This is a genomic window from Acidovorax sp. SUPP2825, assembly GCF_030158995.1.
Classification (GTDB): Bacteria; Pseudomonadota; Gammaproteobacteria; order Burkholderiales; family Burkholderiaceae_C; genus Paracidovorax.
The window spans coordinates 177,745-200,493 of sequence record NZ_BQXK01000001.1; the positions used below are offsets into that span (position 1 = coordinate 177,745).

Genomic DNA, 22,749 nt, shown 5'->3' on the forward strand with positions numbered 1-22,749 from the left:
CGCCGCGCGCCTGCTTTGCAGGGCGGCCGCGCGAAGCGGCGCCGCACCACCCGAAGCGCCGTGGGTGGGCAGTGATTGACCCGCGGGCGGGTTCGGTCCCTAGCGGGCGGCGAGCGTGCGGAACACGTCGCGCGCGATCGCCACGGTTTCGTCGATGTCCTGCGCGGTGTGCGCGCTGCTCACGAAGCCGGCTTCATACAGCGCCGGGGCGATGTACACGCCGCGGTCCAGCAAGCCATGGAACAGCGTGTTGAACCGCGCGCCGTCCGTCGCCATCACCGTGGGGTAGTTCTGCGGCAGCTCGGGCAGCAGGAAGAAGCCGAACATGCCGCCTTCGCTGTCGGCGCTGAACGGCACGCCTTCCGCCTGGGCCGCCCGGGCTAGGCCTTCGACCAGCGAGCGGGTGCGTGCGCCCAGCGCGTCGTAGAAGCCCGGCCGGGCGATCTCGCGCAGCGTGGCCAGGCCGCAGGCCGTCGCCACGGGGTTGCCCGACAGCGTGCCGGCCTGGTACACGGGCCCGAGCGGCGCCAGGTGCTCCATGATCGCGCGCGGCCCGCCGAACGCCGCCAGCGGCATGCCGCCGCCGATCACCTTGCCCAGTACCGTGAGGTCGGGCTGGAAGCCGGGAATGCTCCGGGCGTACAGGCTTTGGGCGCTGCCCAGCGCCACGCGGAAACCGGTCATGACCTCATCGAACACCAGCAGCGCACCGTACTGCGTGCACAGCTCGCGGCAGCGCTGCATGAACGGCACGCTGGCGCGCACGAAGTTCATGTTGCCGGCGATCGGCTCGATCATCAGGCAGGCCAGATCCCGGCCATGCAGGGCGAAGGCCTCCTCCAGCTGCGCGATGTCGTTGTATTCGAGCACCAGGGTGTGCTGCACCACCTCGGGCGGCACGCCCGCGCTCGTGGCGTGGCCGAAGGTGGCCAGGCCCGAGCCGGCCTTCACCAGCAGGGCATCGGCATGGCCGTGGTAGCAGCCGTTGAACTTGATGATCTTGCTGCGGCCCGTGGCGCCGCGCGCCAGGCGGATGGCGCTCATGCCGGCCTCGGTGCCCGAGCTGACGAGGCGGATCATCTCCATCGAGGGCACGTGCGCGATGATGGCCTCGGCCAGCTCGACCTCGCGCTCGGTCGGGGCGCCGAAGCTGAAGCCCTCGACCGCCGCCTTCTGCACCGCATCGAGCACGGCCGGGTGGCCGTGGCCCAGGATCATCGGCCCCCAGGAACCGATGTAGTCGATGAAGCGCTGGCCGTTGGCGTCCCAGAAGTAGGCGCCTTGCGCACGCTGCACGAAGCGCGGCGTGCCGCCCACGGCCTTGAAGGCCCGCACGGGCGAATTGACGCCGCCGGGGATGAGCGCCTTGGCGCGTTCGAACAGGGAGAGGTTGAGGTCAGTGCTGGGTGTCATGGGGTGGCATCACGAAGCCGTCGATGGCGGTGGGGTCGGGGGTGGGCTCGCCGTCTTCGTCATCCTCGTCGTCGTCGGGCTGCGCCCAGAACATGCGGTCGGGGATGATGTGGCCCATGCCCGGGCGAAAGCCGGCGTCCAGGCAGCGGTCCAGGTAGGCGAGCGCCTCGCTCGTGGCCTCGCCCAGGTCGTTGCCGCTGGCCACCAGCGCCGTCAGGGCGGCCGAGAGCGTGTCGCCGGCACCGGCGAAGGTGGCCTCGAACAGTTCGAACTTGCCGCTGCCCAGCACCGTCTGCGGCGAGGCGAGCACGTTCTCCACGAACTGCTCGGGCGCGGGAATGCCGGTCACCAGGACATAAGGCACGCCCAGTTCGGAGGCGGCCATGGCCAGATCGCGCGCGGAAGGTTTTTTCTCGCTGGTCCAGTCCGGCAGCAGCCAGCGCCACAGGGTGCTGTGGTTTCCTGCCAACAGCGAGACCTGGGGCAGCAGCAGTTCCTGAAAGGCGTCCAGGTACTGGTCGATGAGGTCGTCCCGCCACCAGGACAGGTTGGGCATGTAGGCGATCACGGGCACGTCGTCGTAGTCGGACGCGATGGACGCGATGGCGCTCAGGTTCTCGGGGCTGCCCGCGAAGCCCACCTTGATGGCCTGCACGGTGAGGTCCTCCAGCACGGTGCGCGCCTGCTCGGCCACCGCCTCGTCGTCGAAGGCGTAGTGGTCGAAGATCTCGGCCGTGTCGCGGATGTAGGCGCCCGTGGCCACCGCGATCGGGTGGCCGCCCACGGAGGCGATGGTGGCGATGTCCGCCGTCAGCCCGCCGGCCCCGCTCGGGTCGTTGGCGTTGAACACCATCACGCAGGCGGGGGTGGCGCCGTCGTCGTCGGCTTCATCGGGGGATAGGGAGAGGTCTGGGGGGAGGGGGGAATCTGTGGTCATGGCGCCGCACCAGCGTAACGGTTGGCACGGAAACTGCCTTCCCGTTGAGATGCTTGGATACAATCGTTGCATTCTATGTGAAGGCCATTTAAGCTGTGACGGACCCTAAAACCTGGATGTGCTTGATTTGCGGTTGGATATATGACGAGGCAACAGGTTCTCCTGAGCACGGAATAGCGCCCAATACGCCGTGGGATCAAGTGCCCATGAATTGGACCTGTCCGGAGTGTGGCGCTCGCAAGGAAGACTTCGAAATGGTCCAGATCTGAGGCGCGGCTCCTGCCAGCGTTGTTATTTCCCCTTCAGGAGCGGTGACGAAATTGACTACAACAGGCGCATCCTTCAAGGTGCTCGTCGTGGATGACAGCAATACCATCCGCCGCAGCGCAGAAATCTTTCTCAAGCAGGGTGGCCACGAAGTGCTGCTCGCCGACGATGGCTTCGATGCCTTGGCCAAGGTCAACGACTACCAGCCCCAGTTGATCTTCTGCGACATCCTGATGCCCAAGCTGGACGGCTATCAGACCTGCGCCATCATCAAGCGCAACGCGCGCTTCGCCGACACGCCCGTCGTGATGCTCTCCTCCAAGGACGGCGTTTTCGACAAGGCGCGTGGACGCATGGTGGGGTGCCAGGAATATCTCACCAAACCATTTACCAAAGACCAGCTGCTGAAAGCAGTTCAGCAGTTCGGTAATGCCCAACAAGGAGCGATGTAATGCCTATCCAGAAAGTACTGGTCGTTGACGACTCGAAGACCGAGTTGATGTTTCTGACCGACTTGCTGCAAAAAAAGGGCATGCAGGTCCGCACCGCGGAAAATGCCGAAGAAGCCTTCCGCCGCCTCGCGGAAGAAAAGCCCGACCTGATCCTCATGGACGTCGTGATGCCGGGCCAGAACGGCTTTCAGCTCACGCGCGCCATCACCCGAGACCCCCAGTTCGCTGACGTGCCGATCATCATGTGCACCAGCAAGAACCAGGAGACCGACCGGGTGTGGGGCATGCGCCAGGGCGCTCGCGGCTACATCACCAAGCCGGTGGATCCTGCCGAGCTGCAAGCCAAGATCGACGCACTGAACTAAAAGCGCCCGGACCGTCCATGGCCAACCGTGAAGCGCTGAGAGAGCTCCAGACCCGCCTTGCAGCCCGCCTGCAGGCGGCGCGGGGCGAGGGTGTGTCTGTTTCGTCCTGGCTGGCCGTCGAGTCGGCGGGGCGCCGTTTCCTGCTGCCGCTGGGCCAGTCGGGAGAGATCTTTCCCTGGGCGGGCGTGCAAGCCGTGCCCTATACCCATGCCTGGTTCCTCGGGGTGGCCAACCTGCGCGGCTCGCTGATCGGCGTGGTCGATCTGGCAGGTCTGCTCGGTTTGCCGTCCAACCGCACCGAGCAGGCGCTGGCCGATGCCAGCCTGCTGGCTTTCAATGCGGTGCTCGATGTGAACGCCGCGCTGCTGGTCGATCGCCTGGCCGGCCTGCGCGGCACGGAAGCCTTTGTTTCCTCCGAGCCCCCCGCCGAAGACGCGCCCCCGTTCTACGGCACCACGTATCTGGATTCCCAGGGAGTCCAATGGCAGGAGCTCAACCTGCAAGCCCTGTCCCAACACCCCGCTTTCCTCAGCATCAGTGCTTGAGTTTTTCTGTAAGGCCGCACCATGTCCGTCGTCAACCCATTTGCAAAAATGTTCAACCGCAAGCCCGCCGAGCCGGATGCCAACCCAGGGCTTTCGGGAGCGGATGCCGGACTGGATCCGTTGACGTCCGATGCGTCCTCGCTGCGTGACTCCTACCAGGCGGACGCCATGAACAGCGTGCAGGGTGACCCTTCTGCGATCTCGCAGTTCGCAGAGGGCGAAGTCGCCGACGAAGACCTGATCTCGCTGCCCCTGCTGGGCCGAGCCACGGCCGCCAGCCACCAGCGCCGCCTGCTGATGCTGCTGGCCATCGGCGTGATCGTGCTGGCGGCGATCGCCGGCTGGGTGCTGCAGCAGGCCGACCGTTCCGCACAGCAGCTGGCCGCGACCGGCCAGTCGCTGATGCAGTCGCAACGCCTGGCCAAATCCGTTTCGCAGGCGTTGGTGGGCAGCCCACAGGCCTTTCCGGACGTGATGGAAAGCTCGGGCTCGCTGGCACGCGACGTGCGCGCATTGAACAGCGGCGACAACGAACGCAACGTGCAGGCGCTGGGCGAGACGTTCAAGCCCGACCTGGAGGCCGTGACGCCGCTGATGGAGCGGGCCGAGCGCAACGCCAGCGTGGTGATGGGCCAGCAGAAGATCCTGACGCAGGTGGGCGACGCGCTTCGCACCATCAACCGCCAGTCGTCCGACCTGCTGGAAATCGCCGAAACGATCTCCTCGCTCAAGCTGCAGCAGAACGCCCCGGCCGCTGAAATCTCCGCCGCCGGCCAGCTGGTGATGCTGACCCAGCGCATCGGCAAGTCCGCCAACGAATTCCAGACCACCGAAGGCGTGAGCCCCGAGGCCGTGTTCCTGCTGGGCAAGGACTTGAACTCGTTCAAGGAAATCGCCCAGGGCATGCTGGACGGCAGCGCCGACCTGCGCCTGGCCGCCACCCGGGACGCGCAGACCCGCGAGCAGCTGGAAAGCCTGATCAAGCTCTACGAACAGACGCGTTCGCAAGCCAGCGCCATTCTGGGTAACCTGCAAGGCCTGGTGTCCGCCCGTGAAGCGCAGTCCGCCATCATTGCCGACAGCGAACCGCTGCGCCGCCAGCTGGAAGGCCTGCAGACCAAGCTGTCGTCCCAGACGGGCCTGGGTGCCGGCCAGTTCGCTGCGCTGGCCATCGCCGGCCTGTTCGTGCTGTTGTGCGGTATCGGCATCTCGCGCGTCCAGCTGATGGACAGCCGTTCGCGCCAGGCCTCTGCCGAATCGCAGCAAAAGGACGCCCGCCGCCAGGAGCAGGAAGCCAAGCGCGTGAACGACGCCAACCAGGCCGCCATTTTGCGTTTGATGAACGAACTGCAGTCGGTCGCCGAAGGCGATCTGACCCAGGAAGCCACCGTGACGGAAGACATCACCGGCGCCATCGCCGACTCGGTGAACTACACGGTGGAAGAGTTGCGCCAGCTGGTGGGCAGCGTGCAGAACACGGCCACCCGCGTGGCACAGACGACGTCCCAGGTGGACAGCACCTCGACCGAGCTGCTGGCCGCTTCGACCGAGCAACTGCGCGAAATTCGCGAAACCGGCCGCTCGGTGCTCGACATGGCGAGCCGAATCAACGAAGTGTCCACGCAAGCGCAGGAATCCGCCTCGGTGGCGCGCCAGTCGCTGCAAGCGGCCGATTCCGGCCTGCAAGCCGTGCAGAACGCCATCGGCGGTATGAATTCCATCCGCGACCAGATCCAGGACACCTCCAAGCGGATCAAGCGCCTGGGCGAATCGTCGCAGGAGATCGGCGAAATCACCGAGCTGATTTCCGACATTACCGAGCAGACGAACGTGCTGGCACTGAACGCCGCCATCCAGGCCGCATCGGCCGGTGAAGCCGGTCGCGGCTTCTCGGTGGTGGCGGAAGAAGTGCAGCGGCTGGCCGAGCGCTCCGCCGATGCCACGCGCCAGATCTCGGCGCTGGTGAAGGCCATTCAGACCGACACGCAGGATGCCGTGGCCGCCATGGAGCGTTCCACGCAGGGTGTGGTGGAAGGGGCCCGACTGTCCGACAGCGCCGGTACGGCCCTGACCGAGATCGATCGCGTGTCGCGCCGCCTGGCCGACCTGATCGAGCAGATTTCGTCCTCCACGTCCCGCGAAGCCGAACTGGCCAACGAAGTGGCCGACAACATCCAGCACATTTTTGCGGTGACGGAACAGACCGGCGAGGGCACCCGCACGACGGCCCAGCAGGTGCGCGAGCTGTCGCACATGGCTGAAGAGCTGCGCCAGTCGGTTGCACGTTTCAAGATCGCCTGACGCGCGGACCCATCAACGAACTGGCTCGCGGAGCCGGGGACGAATCCATGTCATCTACTGACGCCGCAAACGCACCCGCCGCAGACTGGACCCAGGGTGAGCAGGACCTGGGTCCTCTTGCTTGGGTGCTCGATGAGTTGCGCAAGTCCCTCGACGGCGCCGTCAAGGCCATGCGCCGCTTCGTGCGCGACGCCGAGCTGGCACGCGAATCCGATCTGGCGTCGCTCGACGCCGGCACGTTGCGCATCGCGCGGCAGCAACTGCACCAGGCCAGCGGGGCGCTGGAGATGGTGGGCATGGGCCCGCCCGCGCTCGTGCTGCGTGCCATGGAGGCAGCGGTGCAGAAGTTCGTGCACCGGCCCGAGTTGTGCAGCGACGAAGCCGCCGGCGTGATCGAGCGCGCGAGCTTCGCGCTGGTCGAATACCTGGAAAGCGTGCTGGCGGGCAAATCCGTCTCGCCGGTGGCGCTGTTTCCCCAATACCGCGATGCCCAGGCGCTGGCGGGTGCGGAACGTGTGCACCCGGCCGACCTGTGGCCGGTGGAGAGGCGCTTTCGCGAGCCCGACTTCGCCGTGTCCGTGCCGCCGCTCGACTACGGCCCCGAGGCGCGTGCGCGGCTCGACTCGGCCGTGCTGCGCATCGTCAAGACGGGCGACCTGACCGCGGCAAGCGATCTGCGCGACATCTGCCTGGCCTTCGTGGCATCGCAGTCGGACCGCCAGTCGCGCGCGTTCTGGAAGATCTGCGCGGGCTTCTTCGAGGCGCTCTCCAAGGGGCGGCTCAACCCCGATCTGTACGTGAAGCGCGTGGCCTCCCGCGTGCTCATGCAATATGCCACCCTGGCCAAGGGCGATCCGACCATTGCCGACCGGCTGGTGCAGGACCTGCTCTTTTTCTGCTCCCAGGCGCGGCCGCTGGCGGCCAACGAACCCGCGGGCGATGGATCGGCACTGCAGGCCGTGCGCCAGGCGTTCGGCCTAGACCGGTTCAAGGCCGTCGATTACGAAACCCCCCGGTTCGGGCTGTTCGATCCGGCGCTGCTGGCCCAGGCGCGCAAGCGCATGTCGGCCGCCACCGAAACCTGGTCGGCCCTCGCAGGCGGCGACCGCAACAAGCTCAAGCCGGCCACCGACCAGTTCAGCCTGGTGTGCGATTCGCTGTCCAAGCTGCACCCGGGCAGCGACAGCCTCGCCAAGGCGCTGACCCGCGCCGTGGAGGTGACCACCCGCTCCGGAGAGCCTCCGTCGCCGGCCCTCGCCATGGAAGTGGCGACGGCCGTGCTGTACCTGCAGGCCACGTTCGAAGAGCTGGACTCGGCACACGAATACATGGCGGACCGCGCCGCGCGGCTGGCGGAGCGGCTGGACAACGTGACCGCGGGCGGCGAATCGGCCCCCCTCGAGCCCTGGATGGAAGAGCTGTACCGCCGCGTCAGCGACCACCAGACGATGGGCAGCGTGGTGGACGAGCTCCGGTCCACGCTCGGCGAAGCCGAAAAGGCCCTGGACCAATATTTCCGCAGCCCGGACGACCTGTCCACGCTGGCGCCCGTGCCGGGCCGCTTGGCGCAGATGCGCGGTGTGCTGTCGGTGCTGGGCCTGGACCAGGCATCGCTGGCGGTGCTGCGCATGCGCGACACCGTCGAGCGTCTGCTGATCGGCCAGGTTCCCGAATCCGAGCGCCAGCAGGTGTTCGAGAAGCTGGGCAGCAGCCTGGGGGCCCTGGGCTTCCTGATCGACATGCTGAGCTACCAGCGCACCATGGCCCGCAAGCTGTTCGTCTATGACGAAGAGCTGGGCGAGTTGCGCATTCTCATGGGCCGCACCCGTGGCCGTGCCACCGATGCGCCCGAGGAACTGATCGCCAAGGTCGAAGAGCGCGGCCCCGTGGTCGCGCCCGAAATCGTTCCCCGCGTGGAGCCTGCACCCAAGGTGGTTCAGGAGTCGCTGGGCGAACTGGCCCCGACGCTGGAAGAAGTGCTGGAATTGCCTTCCTCCGCAGCGGCGCTGGCCGAGGCCCCGCCGGCCGCCATCGAACCCGTGGAGAGCCTTCCCCCCGCGCCTGCGGCGCCCGCACCGGCCCCCGTGGCGGCTGCCGATGCCACGCAGGACGATGAGGAAGACGAGCTGCTCGACATCTTCCTGGAAGAAGCGCGCGAAGTGGTGGTCAACGGACTGGCCGCGGTCGACGCCCTGAAGGCCAAGCCGGCCGACCTGAGCGAACAGACCACGCTGCGGCGCGCGTTCCACACGCTCAAAGGCAGCTCGCGCATGGTGGGCCTGGATGCCTTCGGTGAAGCGGCCTGGTCGATGGAGCAGGTGCTCAACGCCTGGCTGGCAGAGCAAAAGCCCATGCCCCCGGCCCTGCTGCAGTTGTCGGGCGAGGCCTTGCGGGCCTTCGGTGCCTGGGCGGACGACATTGCTGCCGGCGATGCCTCGGCCTGGCAACCCCGGGCGTTCAACGCATCGGCCGAAGCCATGCGCGACACCGGCACCTTCCTGCCGCTGGCCGTGCCCTCGGCCGGTGGCGTCGTGGCCGAAGCGGTGGCCGAGCCGGTGCCGACCGTGGCCGAGGACCTGTCGGAGCCCTTGCCCGAGATCGATCTGCCTGTCGAAACGCCGGAGGTGCAGGCCACCCCCGCTGCTGCCGAGACCATCGAACCCGCGACGGCATCCGTGCCGGCCCATGAGTTCGACCTGATCCTCGAAGACGAGCCGCCGATGCTCGACTTCGCAGACACCGAAATGCCGGAGCTGGCCGGAGCCGAACCAGCGCCGCAAGAGCCTGCGCAAGCCGCAGCGCCCGAAATGGCCGAAGACATCGACTTTTCGGTGTTCGCCGAGGCTCTGGCGGAAGAATTGCCCCCGGTCGCCGAGGCCCCTGCGCAGGAGCCGGTGCAGGACGTGCCGCTGCCTTCGCTCGACGACGTGCTGGTGGACGCGGCAGAACCTGCGGCGCTGTCCGAACTGTCGCAGGCCGAGTTGGCCGATTTGGCGCTGGACCTGCCCGAGGACCTGGCGGCCGAGGCCTTGCCCGATCTGACCGCGGATGACTCTCTGCTGGACGTGCCCGAACTGGAGTCCGACGCGGCAGGTGCGTTGCCGGACACCGCCGCCCACCAGGACGATCTCGCAACCGAGCCAGAACCACACACCGAGACCGAGCCCGAAATGGCCTCCGTGCGGGACATGGTCGAGGTCGTGGAAGCCATGGAGGATGGGGTCGAGGATGTCCCGGCCGAACCGGTCGCCGATGCCGACGCCGAAGCGGCCGCGCAGGACGAGGCGGTGAAGGTCATCGAGACCTTGCGCATCGGCATCCCGCTGTACAACGTGTACCTCAACGAGGCCGACGAATGGTCGCGCCGCCTGGCCACCTGCCTGCAGGAATGGGCTTTGGAACTGCACGAACCGCTGCCCGACACGGCCGTGGCCCTGGCGCACTCGCTGGCCGGCAGCTCGGCCACCGTCGGCTTCCATGCCCTGTCGGAAATGGCGCGCGCCCTGGAGCATGCGCTCCAGCACGTGCAGCTGCGCGGGGAAGGCACGGCCGACCAGGCCCGTGTGTTCCTGGCGGCGGCCGACGACATCCGCCGCCTGCTGCACCAGTTTGCCGCAGGCTTCCTGAAAGAACCGAACCAGCAGGTGCTGGCCGAGCTGCGCGAGATCTTGCAGACCGAGGTCGGCAGCGGCCTGGCCGCGCTGGAGAGCGAGGCCCTGGCCGACGAGCCTGCGCAGGCCTTGCAGGAACTGCCCCCGGCCGAAGCACTGCCTGCCGAACCCGTGCAGGCGCCGGCGGTCGAGGAGACCGCCGAAGCCGACGTACCGGGCGAAGAGGCTTCGCCGGAACCGGTGCAAGAGGCCCAGACGGATTCCGCAGAGGCCCCGTCCGAGCCCGAAGACGTGCCTGCGCCGGTGGCCCGCGGCTACGTGGCGCCTGCGTTGTCGGTCGTGGTGTCCAACCCGTACGACGACGAGGTGGACGCGGCCATCGCCCATGCGGTGGCGCAGTCGTCCGATATCGACGACGACATCGACGCGCTGGACGTCATCGACCCGGACCTGTTCCCCATCTTCGAGGAAGAGGCGATCGAGTTGCTGCCGGTGCTGGGCGCCGCGCTGCGGCAGTGGGCCGCCCGGCCCGAGAACCTGGGCGCCCGCAGCGAACTGCTGCGCGCCCTGCACACCCTCAAGGGCAGTTCGCGGCTGGCCGGTGCCATGCGTTTGGGCGAGATGGCCCACCGCCTGGAGTCGGCCGTCGAACAGATCGACGTCGAAGATCCCAAGGCGGAGCTGATAGAGCCCCTGCTGGCCAGCTTCGACGGCCTGCAGGCCAGCTTCGATGCGCTGCGCAAGATCGGCTCGCAAGGCCTGGTCGAGCCCGTGGCCGTGGCACCCGTGCCCGCCTCCGAGCGGCAGGACTTGTCGTCGTCGTCGGCAGAGGCCCCCGAGGCACCGGTGCTGCAGAAGCTGCCCGCGGTGCGCCTGCCGGCGGCCTCGCAGCTCACGGCCGTGCGGCCCGTGTCGAGCCAGTCGGTGCGCGTGCGTGCCCAGTTGCTCGACCGGCTGGTCAACCAGGCGGGCGAGGTGATGATCGCCCGTTCGCGCCTGGATGTGCGGTTGGGGCAGATGAAGGGTTCGCTGGCTGATCTGTCGGGCAACCTGGATCGCCTGCGCCAGCAGCTTCGCGACATCGAGGTGCAGGCGGAATCGCAGATGCAGTCGCGCCTGGCGCTGTCCAAGGATTCGGCCGCAGGCTTCGATCCGCTGGAGTTCGACCGCTTCACGCGGGTGCAGGAACTGACGCGCATGATGGCCGAGTCGGTGAACGACGTGGCCACGGTGCAGCGCAACCTGCAGCGCTCCATGGAAGGCGCGGAAGACGATCTGATCGCCCAGGGCCGCCAAGCCCGAGAACTGCAGCGCGACCTGCTGCGCACCCGCATGGTGGAGTTCGAAGGCATTTCCGAGCGCCTGTACGCTGTGGTGCGCCAGGCGTCCAAGGAGACCGGCAAGCAGATCAAGCTGGACATCTCCGGCGGCTCCATCGAGATGGACCGGGGAGTGCTGGACCGCATGACGCCCGCCTTCGAACACCTGCTGCGCAATTGCGTGGCCCACGGCATCGAGGCCCCCGAGGTCCGGACGGCAGCGGGCAAGCCGGCGTCGGGCACCATCACGGTGGACCTGCACCAGGAAGGCAACGACGTCTCGGTCGAGTTCCGCGACGACGGCGCGGGCCTGAACATCGACCGCATCCGCGCCAAGGCCGTGGACCAGGGGCTGATTCCTGCGGACGCCGAGCTGAGCACGGCCGATGCCGCCAACCTGATTTTCACGCCGGGCTTTTCGACGGCGAACGAGATCACCGGCCTGTCCGGGCGGGGCATCGGCATGGACGTCGTCCGGGCCGAAGTCAACGCCCTGGGCGGCCGCATCGAGACCCACACCACGGCGGGGCAGGGCACCTCCTTCCGCATGGTGCTGCCGCTCACCACGGCCGTGACGCAGGTGGTGATGCTGCGCGCGGGCGATCTGACCATCGGCGTGCCGGCCAACCTGGTGGAGATCGTGCGCCGCACGACCGCCAGCGAGCTGGATGCCGCCTACCAGCATGGCGCGTTCGAAGACGGTGTGGAGGCCTTGCCCTTCTTCTGGGCGGGTGCCTTGCTGCAGTCTTCGCAGCGCAGCAGCGAGACCTCGGGCAAGACCCGTCCGGTGGTGGTGCTGCGCAGCGCGTCGCAGCGCATCGCGGTGCACGTGGACGAAGTGCTGGGCAACCAGGAAGTCGTGGTGAAGAACCTCGGGCCGCAGCTGTCGCGCCTGCCGGGTCTGGCGGGCATGTCGGTGCTGGCCTCCGGTGCCGTCGTGCTGATCTACAACCCGGTGGCGTTGTCCACGGTGTACGGCGACCAGGTGCGAGCCCAGCTGGCAGCGCTGTCGGCGCCGGCCGGCGGTGCCGAAGCGCACGGCGGCGGCGATGGCGAGCGCAAGGCGGCGGTGCCGGCCCTGTCGGCGGCCAGCCAGGTGCCCCTGGTGCTGGTGGTGGACGATTCGATCACGGTGCGCCGTGTCACGCAGCGCCTGCTGCAGCGCGAAGGCTATCGCGTCGTGCTGGCGGCCGATGGCCTGCAGGCCCTGGAGCGGCTGCAGGAAGAGCGCCCGACCGTAGTGCTGTCCGACATCGAAATGCCGCGCATGGATGGCTTCGACCTGGCGCGGAACATCCGTGCCGATGCGGTGCTGCGCGACCTGCCGATCATCATGATCACCTCGCGCATCGCGCAAAAGCACCGCGAGCACGCGGCCGAACTGGGGGTGAACCACTACCTGGGCAAGCCGTATTCGGACGAGGAGTTGCTGAGCCTGGTGCAGCACTACGCGCGGGCAGCCGCCGAAGCGGCCGTGGCCTGAGCCGCCCCGCTGCCACCGCCATGAGGGCCGCTTTCGAGCGGCCCTTTTTTCTTTTCATCCAGGGGGCCGACCGCACCATGCCCTGGTGGCTGTCGGCATGGTCGCGCGCTCTCCCGCCAAGGCCATCGCGCCGCCAGTCGCCGTCGCCGGGTCAGTCCTTTGCGGCCTTGACCACCCCGTACCGCGCGAGCGTGCGTTGCCGCGCCTCGTCATGGTCCACCACCGGGCGGGGGTAGTTCTTGCCCAGCACCACGCCCGCCGCCTGCAGCTCCAGGGGGGCCGCTGTCCAGGGCGCATGCAGCGCCTTGCCCTGCAGGCCCGCCAGTTGCGGCAGATAGCGGCGGATGAACTTGCCGTCCCGATCGAACTTCTCGCTCTGGCTCACGGGATTGAAGATGCGAAAGTAGGGCTGCGCGTCGCAGCCGCTGGAGCTGGCCCATTGCCAGCCGCCGTTGTTGGCCGACAGGTCGAAGTCGTTCAGCTTCTCGGCAAAGTAGCGCTCGCCCCAGCGCCAGTCGAGCCCCAGGTCCTTGGTGAGAAAGCTGGCCACCACCATGCGCAGGCGGTTGTGCATGTAGCCCGTCTGGTTGATCTGCGCCATGGCGGCATCGACCAGCGGGTAGCCCGTGCGGCCCTCGCACCATGCGGCGAACAGGGCTTTGGCGTGGACGCCGCTTTCCCATTCGATCGCATCGTAGGCCGGCTTGAAGCTCGCGCCCGCCACGTGGGGGTAATGGGCGAGGATCTGGAAGTAGAAGTCGCGCCAGATCAGCTCGCTCAGCCAGGTGGCGGCCCCGGCGCTGCCTTTGCGGCTGCGTTCGTGGGCCGCGCGTGCGGCCACCCGGGGCGACAGCGTGCCGAAGCGCAGGTGCACGCTCAGGTAGCTGGGGCCCTTCACCGCCGGGAAGTCGCGGGCCTCGCCGTAGTGGTCGATGCGGCCGAGGAAGTCCTCGAACAGGGTCTGCGCGCCCTGCATGCCCGTGGGCAGGTGCAGCGACTTCAGGCCCGTGGGCTCGAACCCCAGCGACTGCAGCGAAGGCACCCCGCGGCGCAGGCCCGCAGGCCTGGGGGCCAGCCGGGCGGCGTGGCGCTCGACGGGGTAGGAGCTCAGGTAGAAATCGTCGGCCTTGCGCAGCCAGGCATTCTTGTAAGGCGTGAACACGGTGTACGGCGTGCCCGACTGGGTCAGCACCTCGGCGCGCTCGAAGATGCTGTGGTCCTTGAAGGTGAGCAGGCGCTTGCCCATGCCATCCAGGGCGCCGCGCACGCGTGCATCACGTTCGAGCGCCAGCGGCTCGTCGTCGTGGTTGGCGAACACCGCCTGCACGTCCAGTGCCTGGGCGAGCGCGGGAATGTCCTGGTGGGCGATGGCGTGGCGCACGATCAGGCCGCCATGCGGGTCCTTGGAGAGCGCCCGCAGGGCTTCATCCAGTTCCACCAGGGATTCGCGGATGAACTCCACGCGCCGGTCCGCGCGGGGCAGGGCGTCGAGGATCTCGCGGTCGAAAACGAAGGCGCAATGCACCTGCGCGCACTGGCGCAGGGCGTGGTACAGGGCGGCGTGGTCGTTGCTGCGCAGGTCGCGGCGGAACCAGACAAGGCCCGATGAAAAGGTGTGCTCCATGATCGTCGTTAAAATTGCCAAATGCCTGCCGATTCTGCGCCCATGAACCTGACGCACCATTTCTTGATCGCCATGCCGGGACTGGAAGACGCGTCGTTTGCCCGCAGCGTCGTGTACCTGTGCGAGCACAGCGAGCGTGGTGCGCTCGGCCTCATCATCAACAAACCCTCCGACATCAGCCTCAAGGGGCTGTTCGACAAGGTCGATCTGTCGCTGCGCCGCGCCGACCTGTCCCAGGAGCCCGTCTTCCAGGGCGGCCCGGTCCAGACCGAGCGCGGCTTCGTGCTGCACGAACCCATGCTGACCGACAGCGTGGACACCGACGAATCGGCCTATGCCTCCACCATGACCATTCCGGGCGGGCTGGAGATGACCACCTCCAAGGATGTGCTCGAGGCCCTGTCCACCGGCGCCGGCCCGCGCCGGGTGCTGGTCACCCTGGGCTACTCGTCCTGGGGCGAGGGGCAGCTCGAATCCGAACTGGCCGAGAACAGCTGGCTGACCGTGGGCGCCGACCTGTCGGTGATCTTCGACACGCCGGTGGGCGAGCGCTACGACCGCGCCCTGGGCCTGCTGGGGCTGCAGTCCTGGATGCTCTCGCCCGACGCGGGGCATGCATGAGCGGCACGCCCGCCGCCGCTCCCACCGCCCCGCTGGCCGTCCCCGCGCATTTCCAGAGCTTTCTGGCGCTTGACTTCGGTCTCAAGCGCACCGGGGTCGCCGTGGGTTCGCGTCTGCTGCGCACCGCCACCCCCCAGGCCACCATCCGCGCCGAAGGCGATGCCCGCTTCGCGCAGGTGGCCGAGCGCATCCGCGAATGGCAGCCCGATGCGCTGGTCATCGGCGTGCCCTACCACCCCGACGGCGCGAGCCACGAGAACACTGCGCGCGCCCTCAAGTTCGCGCGCCAGTTGCGCGGGCGCTTCGGCCTGCAGGTGTTCGAGGTGGACGAGCGCTACAGCACCACCGAGGCGCATTCGACCGGCGCCCGCGATGCCGACGCCGCCTCGGCCTGCATCATCCTGGAGCAGTTTTTGAGGAATCTTCCATGAGTGCCACGCCCCCCACGTCCCCACCGCCCACCCCGGGCACCCCGGGCACCCCGGGCACCCTCGCGCTCGACGCCGAAGCGCTGTACCGCGAGCTGCTGCGCGGCGTGCGCAGCCTGCGCACCGCCAACACCCAGCTGGCGGGCATCGCCTCGGGCGGCGCCTGGCTGGCCGAGCGGCTGCAAAAGGACCTGGGCCTGCCCGGCGAGGCGGGCGTGCTGTCGTCCGCCATGCACCGCGACGATTTCTCGCAGCGCGGCATGGCGGTGAGCGCCCAGACGGCGCTGCCCTTCGACGTGAACGGCGCCGACATCCTGCTGCTGGACGACGTGCTCTACACCGGCCGCACCATCCGCGCGGTGCTCAACGAACTGTTCGACTACGGCCGCCCCGCCAGCGTGCGGCTGGCCGTGCTGGTGGACCGGGGCGGGCGCGAACTGCCGGTGCAGGCCGAGTTCGCCGCCGCCCGCGTGGCGCTGCCGGACACGCAATCGCTGGCGCTGGCCCGAACCGAGGCCGGCACCTTCCACTTCCAAGTCCAAGAGGCCTGACGGTGCTGTACAAGCGCAATCCCCAACTGAACGCCAACGGCGAGCTGATCCACCTGCTGTCCATCGAGGGCCTGCCCAAGAGCATCGTCACGCACATCCTCGATACGGCAGCCAACTTCGTTTCGGTGAACGACCGCGAGGTCAAGAAGGTGCCCCTGCTGCGCGGCAAGAGCGTGTTCAACCTGTTCTTCGAAAACAGCACGCGCACCCGCACCACCTTCGAGATCGCCGCCAAGCGCCTGTCCGCCGACGTGATCAACCTGGACATCGCGCGCAGCTCGGCCAGCAAGGGCGAGTCGCTGCTGGACACCATCGCCAACCTCTCGGCGATGGCTGCCGACCTGTTCGTGGTGCGGCACAGCGAATCGGGCGCGCCCTACCTCATCGCGCAGCACGTGGCGCCGCACGTGCACGTCATCAATGCGGGCGATGGCCGGCATGCCCACCCCACCCAGGGGCTGCTGGACATGTACACCATCCGCCACTACAAGAAGGATTTCAGCAACCTCACGGTGGCCATCGTGGGCGACGTGCTGCATTCGCGCGTGGCCCGCTCCGACATCCACGGCCTGACCACGCTCGGCTGCGCCGAAGTGCGCGTGGTGGGCCCGCGCACGCTGGTGCCGACCGACATGGCCCAGATGGGCGTGCGCGTGTGCCACACGCTGGAGGAGGGCATCAAGGACGCCGACGTCGTCATCATGCTGCGCCTGCAGAACGAGCGCATGAGCGGCGCGCTGCTGCCGTCCAGCCAGGAATACTTCAAGAGCTTCGGTCTCACGCCCGAGAAGCTGCAGTTGGCCAAGCCCGATGCCATCGTCATGCACCCGGGCCCCATCAACCGCGGCGTGGAGATCGACTCCGCCGTGGTGGACGGCAAGCAGAGCGTGATCCTGCCGCAGGTCACCTTCGGCATCGCGGTGCGCATGGCGGTGATGTCGATCATCGCTGGCAACGAGGCGTGATCATTTGCTATGAAATTTATAGCTACATGCCCTAGTGATATCTGCGCTGGCGGCCTTTTTTGCTTAAAACCATGAAGATACTGATCCAGAACGGCCGCGTGATCGACCCTGCCAGCGGCCTCGACCAGACCGGCGATATCGCGCTGGCCGCGGGGCGGGTCATCGCCGTGCAGCGGGTGCCCCGCGACTTCACGCCCAACCGCGTGATCGACGCCACCGGCTGCATCGTGCTGCCCGGGCTGGTGGACCTGGCGGCGCGGCTGCGCGAGCCGGGCCACGAGCACGAGGGCATGCTCGAATCCGAAATGGCGGCGGCCGTGGCCGGCGGCGTGACCAGCCTGGTGTGCCCGCCCGACACCGACCCCGTGCTGGACGAGCCCGGCCTGGTGGAGATGCTCAAGTTCCGCGCCGAGAAGCTGCACCAGGCGCGCCTGTTCCCCCTGGGCGCGCTCACCCGCGGCCTGGCCGGCGAAGTGCTGACCGAAATGGCCGAGCTGACCGAATCCGGCTGCGTGGGCTTCGGCCAGGCCGACGTGCCGCTGGCCAGCACCCAGGTCACGCAGCGCGCGCTGCAGTACGCCGCCACGTTCGGCTACACGGTGTGGCTGCGCCCGCAGGAACTGCACCTGGGGCGCGGCGTGGCGGCCAGCGGGCCGCTGGCCACGCGCCTGGGCCTGTCGGGCGTGCCCGTGGCGGCCGAGACCATCGCGCTGCACACCATCTTCGAACTGCTCAAGACCACGGGCGCACGCGTGCACCTGTGCCGCATCAGCAGCGCGGCGGGCGTGGAACTGGTGCGCCGCGCCAAGGCCGAAGGCCTGAAGGTGACCTGCGACGTGAGCATCAACTCCCTGCTGCTCACCGACACCGACATCGGCTTCTTCGACAGCCGCGCCCGCCTGTCGCCGCCGCTGCGCCAGCAGCGCGACCGCGACGCCCTCCTGGCCGCGCTGGCCGACGGCACCATCGATGCGCTGGTGTCCGACCACACCCCGGTGGACGAAGACGCCAAGACCCTGCCGTTCGCCGAGGCCGAGCCGGGCGCGACCGGGCTCGAACTGCTGCTGGGCATCGCCCTCAAGTGGTCCGCCGACCACGGCGTGCCGATGGCGCGTGCGCTGGCCACCGTCACGTCGGAACCCGCGCGCGTGCTGGGCAGCGCCCTGGGCACGCTGCAGGCCAGCGTGGGCCAGATCGTGGAAGGCGGCGTGGCCGACCTGTGCGTGGTCGATCCCGCCGCGGCCTGGACCGTGGAGGCCGGTGCGCTGCGCAGCCAGGGCAAGCACACGCCGTTCTCCGGCTACGAACTGCCCGGCCGCGTGCGCTGCACCCTGGTGGGCGGGCAGATCGCCTTCGAGCGCGGCAGCGAGTGAGCGTGCGCACCGCCGCCACCGGGCCCGCGGCATGAAGCGCCAGGTCCGCGCCGCATGGCGCCTGGTGCGCGTGCTGGTGCATCTGGTGACCGGGCTGGGCACCGTGGCGCTGCGGTTTCCCCGCATGCCGGAAAGTGAGCAGCACGCGCGCGTGCAGGCCTGGTCGCGGCAGATGCTGGTGCACGCCGGCATCACCCTCGACGTGCGCGGCACGCCCGCGCCCCATGGTCCGGTGCTGCTGGTGGCCAACCACCTGTCCTGGCTCGACATCACCGTCATGCATGCCGCGCGGCATTGCCGTTTCATCTCCAAGTCCGACGTCAAGGGCTGGCCGCTGGTGGGCACGCTCGCCACGGCGGCCGGCACGCTCTACCTGGAGCGCAGTTCGCGCCGCGATGCCGTGCGCATGGTCCGGCTGATGCAGGAAGCGTTGGCGCGCCGCGAGGTGCTGGCCGTGTTTCCCGAAGGCACCACGGCCGATGGCACCGCGCTGCTGCCGTTCCACGCCAACCTGCTGCAGGCCGCCGTGGCCGCCAACGCCCCCGTGCAGCCGGTGGGCCTGTGTTTCGTGGAGCGCGCCACCGGTGCGCCGACCACCGCGCCGAACTATGTGGGCGACGACACCCTGGTCGGCTCCCTGTGGCGCACCTTGACCGCAGACGCCTTGGTGGCGGTGGTGCACTACGGCCCGCTGGAGCAGGCGCAGGGCCGCGACCGCCGCGCCTGGGCCGACGATCTGCGCCACGCCGTGGACGCCCTGCGCCGCCCCTGAGCCACGCCCCAGGGCAGAACGCCTGCCCGGCATCGCAGCCATCGGCGGCTGCGCCAGTGTCGGTGTCAGTGGGTGCGGGCGGGGTCTTCCAGCGGCAGGAGCCGGTTGGCGATCTGCGTGGACTTCACGATGGACGTGCTCGTCGTGGCATACGGCGCGAGCTTGCCCAGGCAAGGGTCCAGCGCTTCGATGTCGCGCAAATAAAGCCGACAGAAGAATGCGTCGTCGCCGGTGACCTTGTCGCATTGCACGACTTCGTCGATTTCACGAATCACCTGCTCGACCCGGGATAGCTCTCCGGGCAGCGGGCGAACCCGCACGATCGCTGCAATCGGAAACCCAATGGCCTTGGGCGACACCTGGATCGAAAATTTCTCGATCACTCCCTGGTCGATCAGTCGCTTGATCCGTTCGGCGCAGCTGGGTTGAGACAGGCCGACCCGCTCGCTGAGCGCTTTCACGGTGGTCTTGGCGTCTTCGTGCAAGGCGCTCAACAGATTCCGATCAATGTTGTCCATATTATTCAAATGAGGTAGTGGCGAAAAATATCTAATTTAATTAGGATGATTGGCATTTGAATCTCATTTTTTGCATTCCTCTCATTGATTCCCCCTTATTAGAATGGGTGCCGTTTCAGCAGAGGGGCAATATAAGCGACTTGGGAGAAATCGGAAGCACGATTTTCTCCAGGCTTATGCGGATCGGGCATGGCTTATTGCGTGCCAGGAATGCTGCTGGACTTTCAATGTGGAGCGCTCCCGGCGGTCCGGCTCGCGGCAATGTGAAATTTGCCGCCGCGAATCGACCGCGGTGCCGCCTTTTTAATGCGGAGATCAAATGATTCAAAACCAGCTCAAGACACACGGCTACTGCCAATTCATCCCCGAGATCGAATGCGTTCCCGGCGAACTGAAAATCCTGCACCAGGAGTTCGATGGCTTGGAGCACGACCCCTACGCGCCTGCGCAGGTCCAGCGGTTCCGGCGGTATGGCAACGGGATCATCCTTCCGTGGGACGACCAGGCCGACATCCATTGGATTCCGACGGTGCGGGACGACCAGGGCGCCCGGCTGTCTGGCTACGATCAGGGCGGCAACAACCCGGAGCACCCCGACATCCGGTACTTTCATGCCCTGAGCGAGGCCGCCAAAGCCACCGATTTCCTCTGCGATCTGGTGAAGAAGGATTTCTCGCACACCTTCTGGTCGGAGGCCGACCGCCGTTCCCCCATCTATTTCGGCGTGCATTTCGTGAAACTCCGGTCCGGCTCATCGTCCGACCTGGGCATCAGCTCGCCGGACTGCTTCCACCAGGACGGCGAACCCTTCACGTTCGCCCATCTGATGCGCCGAACGAAAAGCACCGTGGGCGGCACCAATTACATCGGCACGGTGGAAGCGCGTGGCCTCGGGCTGCACGAAGTGCCCAAGGAGCAGGTCATCGCGGAATTCGAACTCTCGCAGTTTCTGGAGAGCTTCGTGGTCCATGATCCGCGCGTATCCCATTATGTGACGCCCATTCGTCGAAAAGAAAATGAAATGGATGACGGAGAACGCTGCGTTATACTCATCGACTTTTCCAGAATGAGGCAGAGCATTTAAACCATGGGTGTTTTTTATTCCTTGCTCCCGATCGTGCTGGCGCTGGTGGGCGGTTTCCTTGCCGGGAAAATCATTCCGCCCCGATTTTGCAAGCGGCTGATCGGTTGGATATTGCCCCTGGTCTGGCTGCTGCTTTTCCTGATCGGCGTGGAGTTTGGCGAGGTCATTCTTTCTGCGCAATCGGTCGGGCAGGTGGTCAAGACGGCCGTGATCTTCGCCCTGCTGACCACCCTGGTGCCCTGCGGCCTGATTTTTGCGGCCGGCATTCGCAGCAGCGGCACGGCGGGCGCCAAGGCCGGCAAACTGGGCTTTCACACCATCTGGCCGCCGCTGAAGGAGTGCTGCATCGCCCTGTCCATGGTGGCGCTGGGCAGTGCCCTGTTTTTCGTCAACCAGGCGTATCTGGCCGATGCCCTCTGGCTGCCATCGAGCTCCGCCATCCTGCTGGCCTTGATCGTGTTGGTGGGCATCGACCTGGCCCACGTCAAGCTCAGCTCCCATTGGTTTTCATGGGCCGTGCTGTCGGTGCCGGTGCTGGTGGTGATCGGCTCGTTCGTGGGTGCGGCCGCGGCCTCCTGGGCCACGGGCGAGGCCATGAGAACCTCGCTGGCGCTGTCGAGCGGCTTCGGCTGGTTCACCCTGTCGAGCGTCATGGTGGGGCACCACCTCGGGCAGACCTATGGGACCATGGCGCTGATGACCGACTTGTTCAGGGAGCTGATAGCGATCGTCGCGCTCTACGCCATCGGTCGCTACCAGCCCGCGATCGGCATCGGCAGCGCAGGCGCCACGGCGCTGGACTCCACGCTGCCGATCGTCAAGCAGGCCTGCCATCCGGATGCGGTCCCGCTGGCCCTGGTGAGCGGCTTCATCCTCACCATCCTGGCCCCCGTCTTCATCGCCTTCTTCCTGTCGTAGACGGCCGCTGTTCGCCTCGGATGGGGCGAGGCAGGCCGCCGCCACCATCGACGCACCCATCGCGGGATCAGGCGCGCGGAAACGCCACCACGTGGTCCACCTGCGGTCGAATGCCGATCCACTCGCCCACGGCGTGGTCGTGGTGGCTCGGCACGTGGGCCATCACCGTGAGGCCGTCCCGCAGTTGCAGCGTGTACAGGAACTCCGAGCCCCGGAACGACTTGCGGACGATGCGCGCCTGCACGGGCGAGGCGTCGTCGTGCACCACATCGTCGGCCCGCAGCAGCACGTCGCATTCCCCGCCGGGGTAGCCCGTGGGCAGGGGGCACTCGGCCGCATCGGTCAGGTCGCCCAGCGGCGTGCGGGCCACCACGTTGTCCCCGCGCTGCTCGAGCGTGGCCGGCGCGAACACCCCGTGGCCGATGAAGTCGGCCACGAAGCGCGTGGCCGGGCGGTGGTAGAGCGCATAGGCATCGTCCCACTGGTGCAACTGGCCGCTTTCCATCACGCCGATGCGGTCGCCGATGGCGAAGGCCTCCAGCTGATCGTGCGTGACGAACAGCGCCGTGGCGCCAGCCGCTTTCAGGATGCCGCGCACCTCGTGCGCCAGGCGCTCGCGCAGGTCCACGTCCAGGTTGGAAAACGGTTCGTCCAGCAGCATCAGCTGCGGCCGGGGCGCCAGCGCGCGGGCCAGCGCCACGCGCTGCTGCTGCCCGCCGGAGAGCTCGTGCGGAAAGCGGGCGGCGCTGCCCTCCAGGCCCACGAGCCGCAGCACCTCGTCCACGCGCGCTGCCTGTTCGGCGCGCGGCAGGCGGTGGATGCCGAAGGCCACGTTGCGCCCCACGGACAGGTGGGGGAAGAGGGCGTAGTCCTGGAACACCATGCCGATGCGCCGCTGCTCCGGTGGCACGCTGCGGCCCGCGCCACCGCTCACCACGGCGCCGCTGAGCCGGATCTCGCCGGCCGTCACGGGCTCCAGCCCGGCCACGGCGCGCAGCAGCGTGGTCTTGCCGCAGCCGGAGGGGCCGATGAGCACGCCGATCTCGCCCGCTGCGAGGCCCAGGGTGACGCCGCGCACGGCGGCTTGCGCGCGGCCGGCGTAGCGCACTTCCAGTTGGGAGACTTCAAGGAACATGGCCGCGATTCTAGAAGGCGCCAATGCGTAGAATTCGCATTTGCATCCAGACGGCCCTGCCGGCGTG

General features: G+C 67.8%; 19 protein-coding genes. 14 read left to right on the forward strand and 5 right to left on the reverse strand.

What is annotated here, in order from left to right; all coding sequences use genetic code 11:
* Positions 1 to 99 precede the first annotated feature (99 nt).
* Together hemL and thiD are read right to left on the reverse strand one after the other, a co-directional pair.
* The gene (gene hemL / locus AVAK2825_RS00805) at positions 100 to 1,413 is read right to left on the reverse strand and encodes a glutamate-1-semialdehyde 2,1-aminomutase (RefSeq protein ID WP_284393212.1); all 1,314 of its coding nucleotides are present in this window, start codon (positions 1,411 to 1,413) and stop codon (positions 100 to 102) included.
* Positions 1,397 to 2,350 (reverse strand): bifunctional hydroxymethylpyrimidine kinase/phosphomethylpyrimidine kinase, encoded by a 954-nt coding sequence (gene thiD, locus AVAK2825_RS00810; protein WP_284393214.1) that lies wholly within the window; start codon positions 2,348 to 2,350, stop codon positions 1,397 to 1,399. The genes hemL and thiD overlap by 17 nt, the downstream gene beginning before the upstream one ends.
* A gap of 95 nt (positions 2,351 to 2,445) precedes the next feature.
* On the opposite strand from thiD, the gene AVAK2825_RS00815 reads away from it, so the two are divergent.
* The 6 genes from AVAK2825_RS00815 to AVAK2825_RS00840 are packed head-to-tail and all read left to right on the forward strand — an operon-like array spanning position 2,446 to position 12,693.
* Positions 2,446 to 2,619, forward strand: coding sequence for a rubredoxin (locus AVAK2825_RS00815; protein ID WP_272567365.1), 174 nt, complete (start codon positions 2,446 to 2,448; stop codon positions 2,617 to 2,619).
* A 51-nt stretch (positions 2,620 to 2,670) separates the two neighbouring features.
* The gene (locus AVAK2825_RS00820) at positions 2,671 to 3,069 is read left to right on the forward strand and encodes a response regulator (RefSeq protein ID WP_092741676.1); all 399 of its coding nucleotides are present in this window, start codon (positions 2,671 to 2,673) and stop codon (positions 3,067 to 3,069) included.
* Entirely contained in the window at positions 3,069 to 3,434 is a 366-nt protein-coding gene (locus tag AVAK2825_RS00825; protein WP_092741674.1) for a response regulator, read from the forward strand. Before AVAK2825_RS00820 ends, AVAK2825_RS00825 begins: the two co-directional genes overlap by 1 nt.
* Before the next feature lie 17 nt (positions 3,435 to 3,451).
* The gene (locus AVAK2825_RS00830) at positions 3,452 to 3,979 is read left to right on the forward strand and encodes a chemotaxis protein CheW (protein WP_272567367.1); all 528 of its coding nucleotides are present in this window, start codon (positions 3,452 to 3,454) and stop codon (positions 3,977 to 3,979) included.
* A gap of 21 nt (positions 3,980 to 4,000) precedes the next feature.
* The gene (locus tag AVAK2825_RS00835; protein ID WP_284393221.1) at positions 4,001 to 6,280 is read left to right on the forward strand and encodes a methyl-accepting chemotaxis protein; all 2,280 of its coding nucleotides are present in this window, start codon (positions 4,001 to 4,003) and stop codon (positions 6,278 to 6,280) included.
* A gap of 47 nt (positions 6,281 to 6,327) precedes the next feature.
* Positions 6,328 to 12,693 carry a hybrid sensor histidine kinase/response regulator gene (locus tag AVAK2825_RS00840; RefSeq protein ID WP_284393223.1) on the forward strand — a complete coding sequence of 2,122 codons (6,366 nt, stop codon included), beginning with the start codon at positions 6,328 to 6,330 and terminating at the stop codon, positions 12,691 to 12,693.
* A gap of 151 nt (positions 12,694 to 12,844) precedes the next feature.
* Here AVAK2825_RS00840 and AVAK2825_RS00845 read toward each other — a convergent pair whose 3' ends face one another.
* Complete coding sequence (locus AVAK2825_RS00845) at positions 12,845 to 14,317, reverse strand: cryptochrome/photolyase family protein (protein ID WP_284393228.1); 1,473 nt, start codon at positions 14,315 to 14,317, stop codon at positions 12,845 to 12,847.
* Positions 14,318 to 14,338: 21 nt separating this feature from the next.
* On the opposite strand from AVAK2825_RS00845, the gene AVAK2825_RS00850 reads away from it, so the two are divergent.
* The 6 genes from AVAK2825_RS00850 to AVAK2825_RS00875 all read left to right on the forward strand — a co-directional run bounded on the left by AVAK2825_RS00850 (position 14,339) and on the right by AVAK2825_RS00875 (position 19,027).
* Positions 14,339 to 14,938, forward strand: coding sequence for a YqgE/AlgH family protein (locus tag AVAK2825_RS00850; protein ID WP_272567371.1), 600 nt, complete (start codon positions 14,339 to 14,341; stop codon positions 14,936 to 14,938).
* A complete protein-coding gene (ruvX, locus tag AVAK2825_RS00855) occupies positions 14,935 to 15,369 on the forward strand; it encodes a Holliday junction resolvase RuvX (RefSeq protein ID WP_284393231.1) in 435 nt (144 codons plus the stop codon). The genes AVAK2825_RS00850 and ruvX overlap by 4 nt, the downstream gene beginning before the upstream one ends.
* Positions 15,366 to 15,917, forward strand: coding sequence for a bifunctional pyr operon transcriptional regulator/uracil phosphoribosyltransferase PyrR (gene pyrR / locus AVAK2825_RS00860; RefSeq protein WP_284393234.1), 552 nt, complete (start codon positions 15,366 to 15,368; stop codon positions 15,915 to 15,917). Before ruvX ends, pyrR begins: the two co-directional genes overlap by 4 nt.
* The gene (locus AVAK2825_RS00865) at positions 15,857 to 16,882 is read left to right on the forward strand and encodes an aspartate carbamoyltransferase catalytic subunit (RefSeq protein WP_502870470.1); all 1,026 of its coding nucleotides are present in this window, start codon (positions 15,857 to 15,859) and stop codon (positions 16,880 to 16,882) included. The genes pyrR and AVAK2825_RS00865 overlap by 61 nt, the downstream gene beginning before the upstream one ends.
* Before the next feature lie 71 nt (positions 16,883 to 16,953).
* The gene (locus AVAK2825_RS00870) at positions 16,954 to 18,255 is read left to right on the forward strand and encodes a dihydroorotase (protein ID WP_284393239.1); all 1,302 of its coding nucleotides are present in this window, start codon (positions 16,954 to 16,956) and stop codon (positions 18,253 to 18,255) included.
* Positions 18,256 to 18,286: 31 nt separating this feature from the next.
* A complete protein-coding gene (locus AVAK2825_RS00875; RefSeq protein WP_284393241.1) occupies positions 18,287 to 19,027 on the forward strand; it encodes a lysophospholipid acyltransferase family protein in 741 nt (246 codons plus the stop codon).
* A gap of 65 nt (positions 19,028 to 19,092) precedes the next feature.
* Here AVAK2825_RS00875 and AVAK2825_RS00880 read toward each other — a convergent pair whose 3' ends face one another.
* On the reverse strand, positions 19,093 to 19,545 hold the full coding sequence (locus AVAK2825_RS00880; RefSeq protein WP_284393243.1) for an Lrp/AsnC family transcriptional regulator: 453 nt from the start codon (positions 19,543 to 19,545) through the stop codon (positions 19,093 to 19,095).
* Between the two features lie 319 nt (positions 19,546 to 19,864).
* On the opposite strand from AVAK2825_RS00880, the gene AVAK2825_RS00885 reads away from it, so the two are divergent.
* Complete coding sequence (locus tag AVAK2825_RS00885; RefSeq protein ID WP_284393247.1) at positions 19,865 to 20,629, forward strand: 2OG-Fe dioxygenase family protein; 765 nt, start codon at positions 19,865 to 19,867, stop codon at positions 20,627 to 20,629.
* A gap of 3 nt (positions 20,630 to 20,632) precedes the next feature.
* Positions 20,633 to 21,547, forward strand: coding sequence for a LysO family transporter (locus AVAK2825_RS00890; RefSeq protein WP_284393249.1), 915 nt, complete (start codon positions 20,633 to 20,635; stop codon positions 21,545 to 21,547).
* 67 nt (positions 21,548 to 21,614) lie between these two features.
* Here the strand turns inward: AVAK2825_RS00890 and AVAK2825_RS00895 are convergent, their stop codons facing one another.
* Positions 21,615 to 22,682, reverse strand: a complete 1,068-nt coding sequence (locus AVAK2825_RS00895) for an ABC transporter ATP-binding protein (protein ID WP_284393251.1) — start codon at positions 22,680 to 22,682, stop codon at positions 21,615 to 21,617.
* Between the last annotated feature and the right edge of the window lie 67 nt (positions 22,683 to 22,749).

What these genes read in the sequence shown, in the direction of transcription:
- AVAK2825_RS00890 (WP_284393249.1), top strand. Translation starts at nt 20,633, where the DNA reads ATGGGTGTTTTTTATTCCTTGCTCCCGATCGTGCTGGCGCTGGTGGGC.
- AVAK2825_RS00895 (WP_284393251.1), bottom strand. Translation starts at nt 22,682, where the DNA reads ATGTTCCTTGAAGTCTCCCAACTGGAAGTGCGCTACGCCGGCCGCGCG.
- hemL (WP_284393212.1), bottom strand. Translation starts at nt 1,413, where the DNA reads ATGACACCCAGCACTGACCTCAACCTCTCCCTGTTCGAACGCGCCAAG.
- AVAK2825_RS00885 (WP_284393247.1), top strand. Translation starts at nt 19,865, where the DNA reads ATGATTCAAAACCAGCTCAAGACACACGGCTACTGCCAATTCATCCCC.
- AVAK2825_RS00870 (WP_284393239.1), top strand. Translation starts at nt 16,954, where the DNA reads ATGAAGATACTGATCCAGAACGGCCGCGTGATCGACCCTGCCAGCGGC.
- AVAK2825_RS00880 (WP_284393243.1), bottom strand. Translation starts at nt 19,545, where the DNA reads ATGGACAACATTGATCGGAATCTGTTGAGCGCCTTGCACGAAGACGCC.
- AVAK2825_RS00875 (WP_284393241.1), top strand. Translation starts at nt 18,287, where the DNA reads ATGAAGCGCCAGGTCCGCGCCGCATGGCGCCTGGTGCGCGTGCTGGTG.
- AVAK2825_RS00850 (WP_272567371.1), top strand. Translation starts at nt 14,339, where the DNA reads ATGCCTGCCGATTCTGCGCCCATGAACCTGACGCACCATTTCTTGATC.
- AVAK2825_RS00845 (WP_284393228.1), bottom strand. Translation starts at nt 14,317, where the DNA reads ATGGAGCACACCTTTTCATCGGGCCTTGTCTGGTTCCGCCGCGACCTG.
- AVAK2825_RS00830 (WP_272567367.1), top strand. Translation starts at nt 3,452, where the DNA reads ATGGCCAACCGTGAAGCGCTGAGAGAGCTCCAGACCCGCCTTGCAGCC.
- AVAK2825_RS00825 (WP_092741674.1), top strand. Translation starts at nt 3,069, where the DNA reads ATGCCTATCCAGAAAGTACTGGTCGTTGACGACTCGAAGACCGAGTTG.
- ruvX (WP_284393231.1), top strand. Translation starts at nt 14,935, where the DNA reads ATGAGCGGCACGCCCGCCGCCGCTCCCACCGCCCCGCTGGCCGTCCCC.
- pyrR (WP_284393234.1), top strand. Translation starts at nt 15,366, where the DNA reads ATGAGTGCCACGCCCCCCACGTCCCCACCGCCCACCCCGGGCACCCCG.
- thiD (WP_284393214.1), bottom strand. Translation starts at nt 2,350, where the DNA reads ATGACCACAGATTCCCCCCTCCCCCCAGACCTCTCCCTATCCCCCGAT.
- AVAK2825_RS00835 (WP_284393221.1), top strand. Translation starts at nt 4,001, where the DNA reads ATGTCCGTCGTCAACCCATTTGCAAAAATGTTCAACCGCAAGCCCGCC.
- AVAK2825_RS00840 (WP_284393223.1), top strand. Translation starts at nt 6,328, where the DNA reads ATGTCATCTACTGACGCCGCAAACGCACCCGCCGCAGACTGGACCCAG.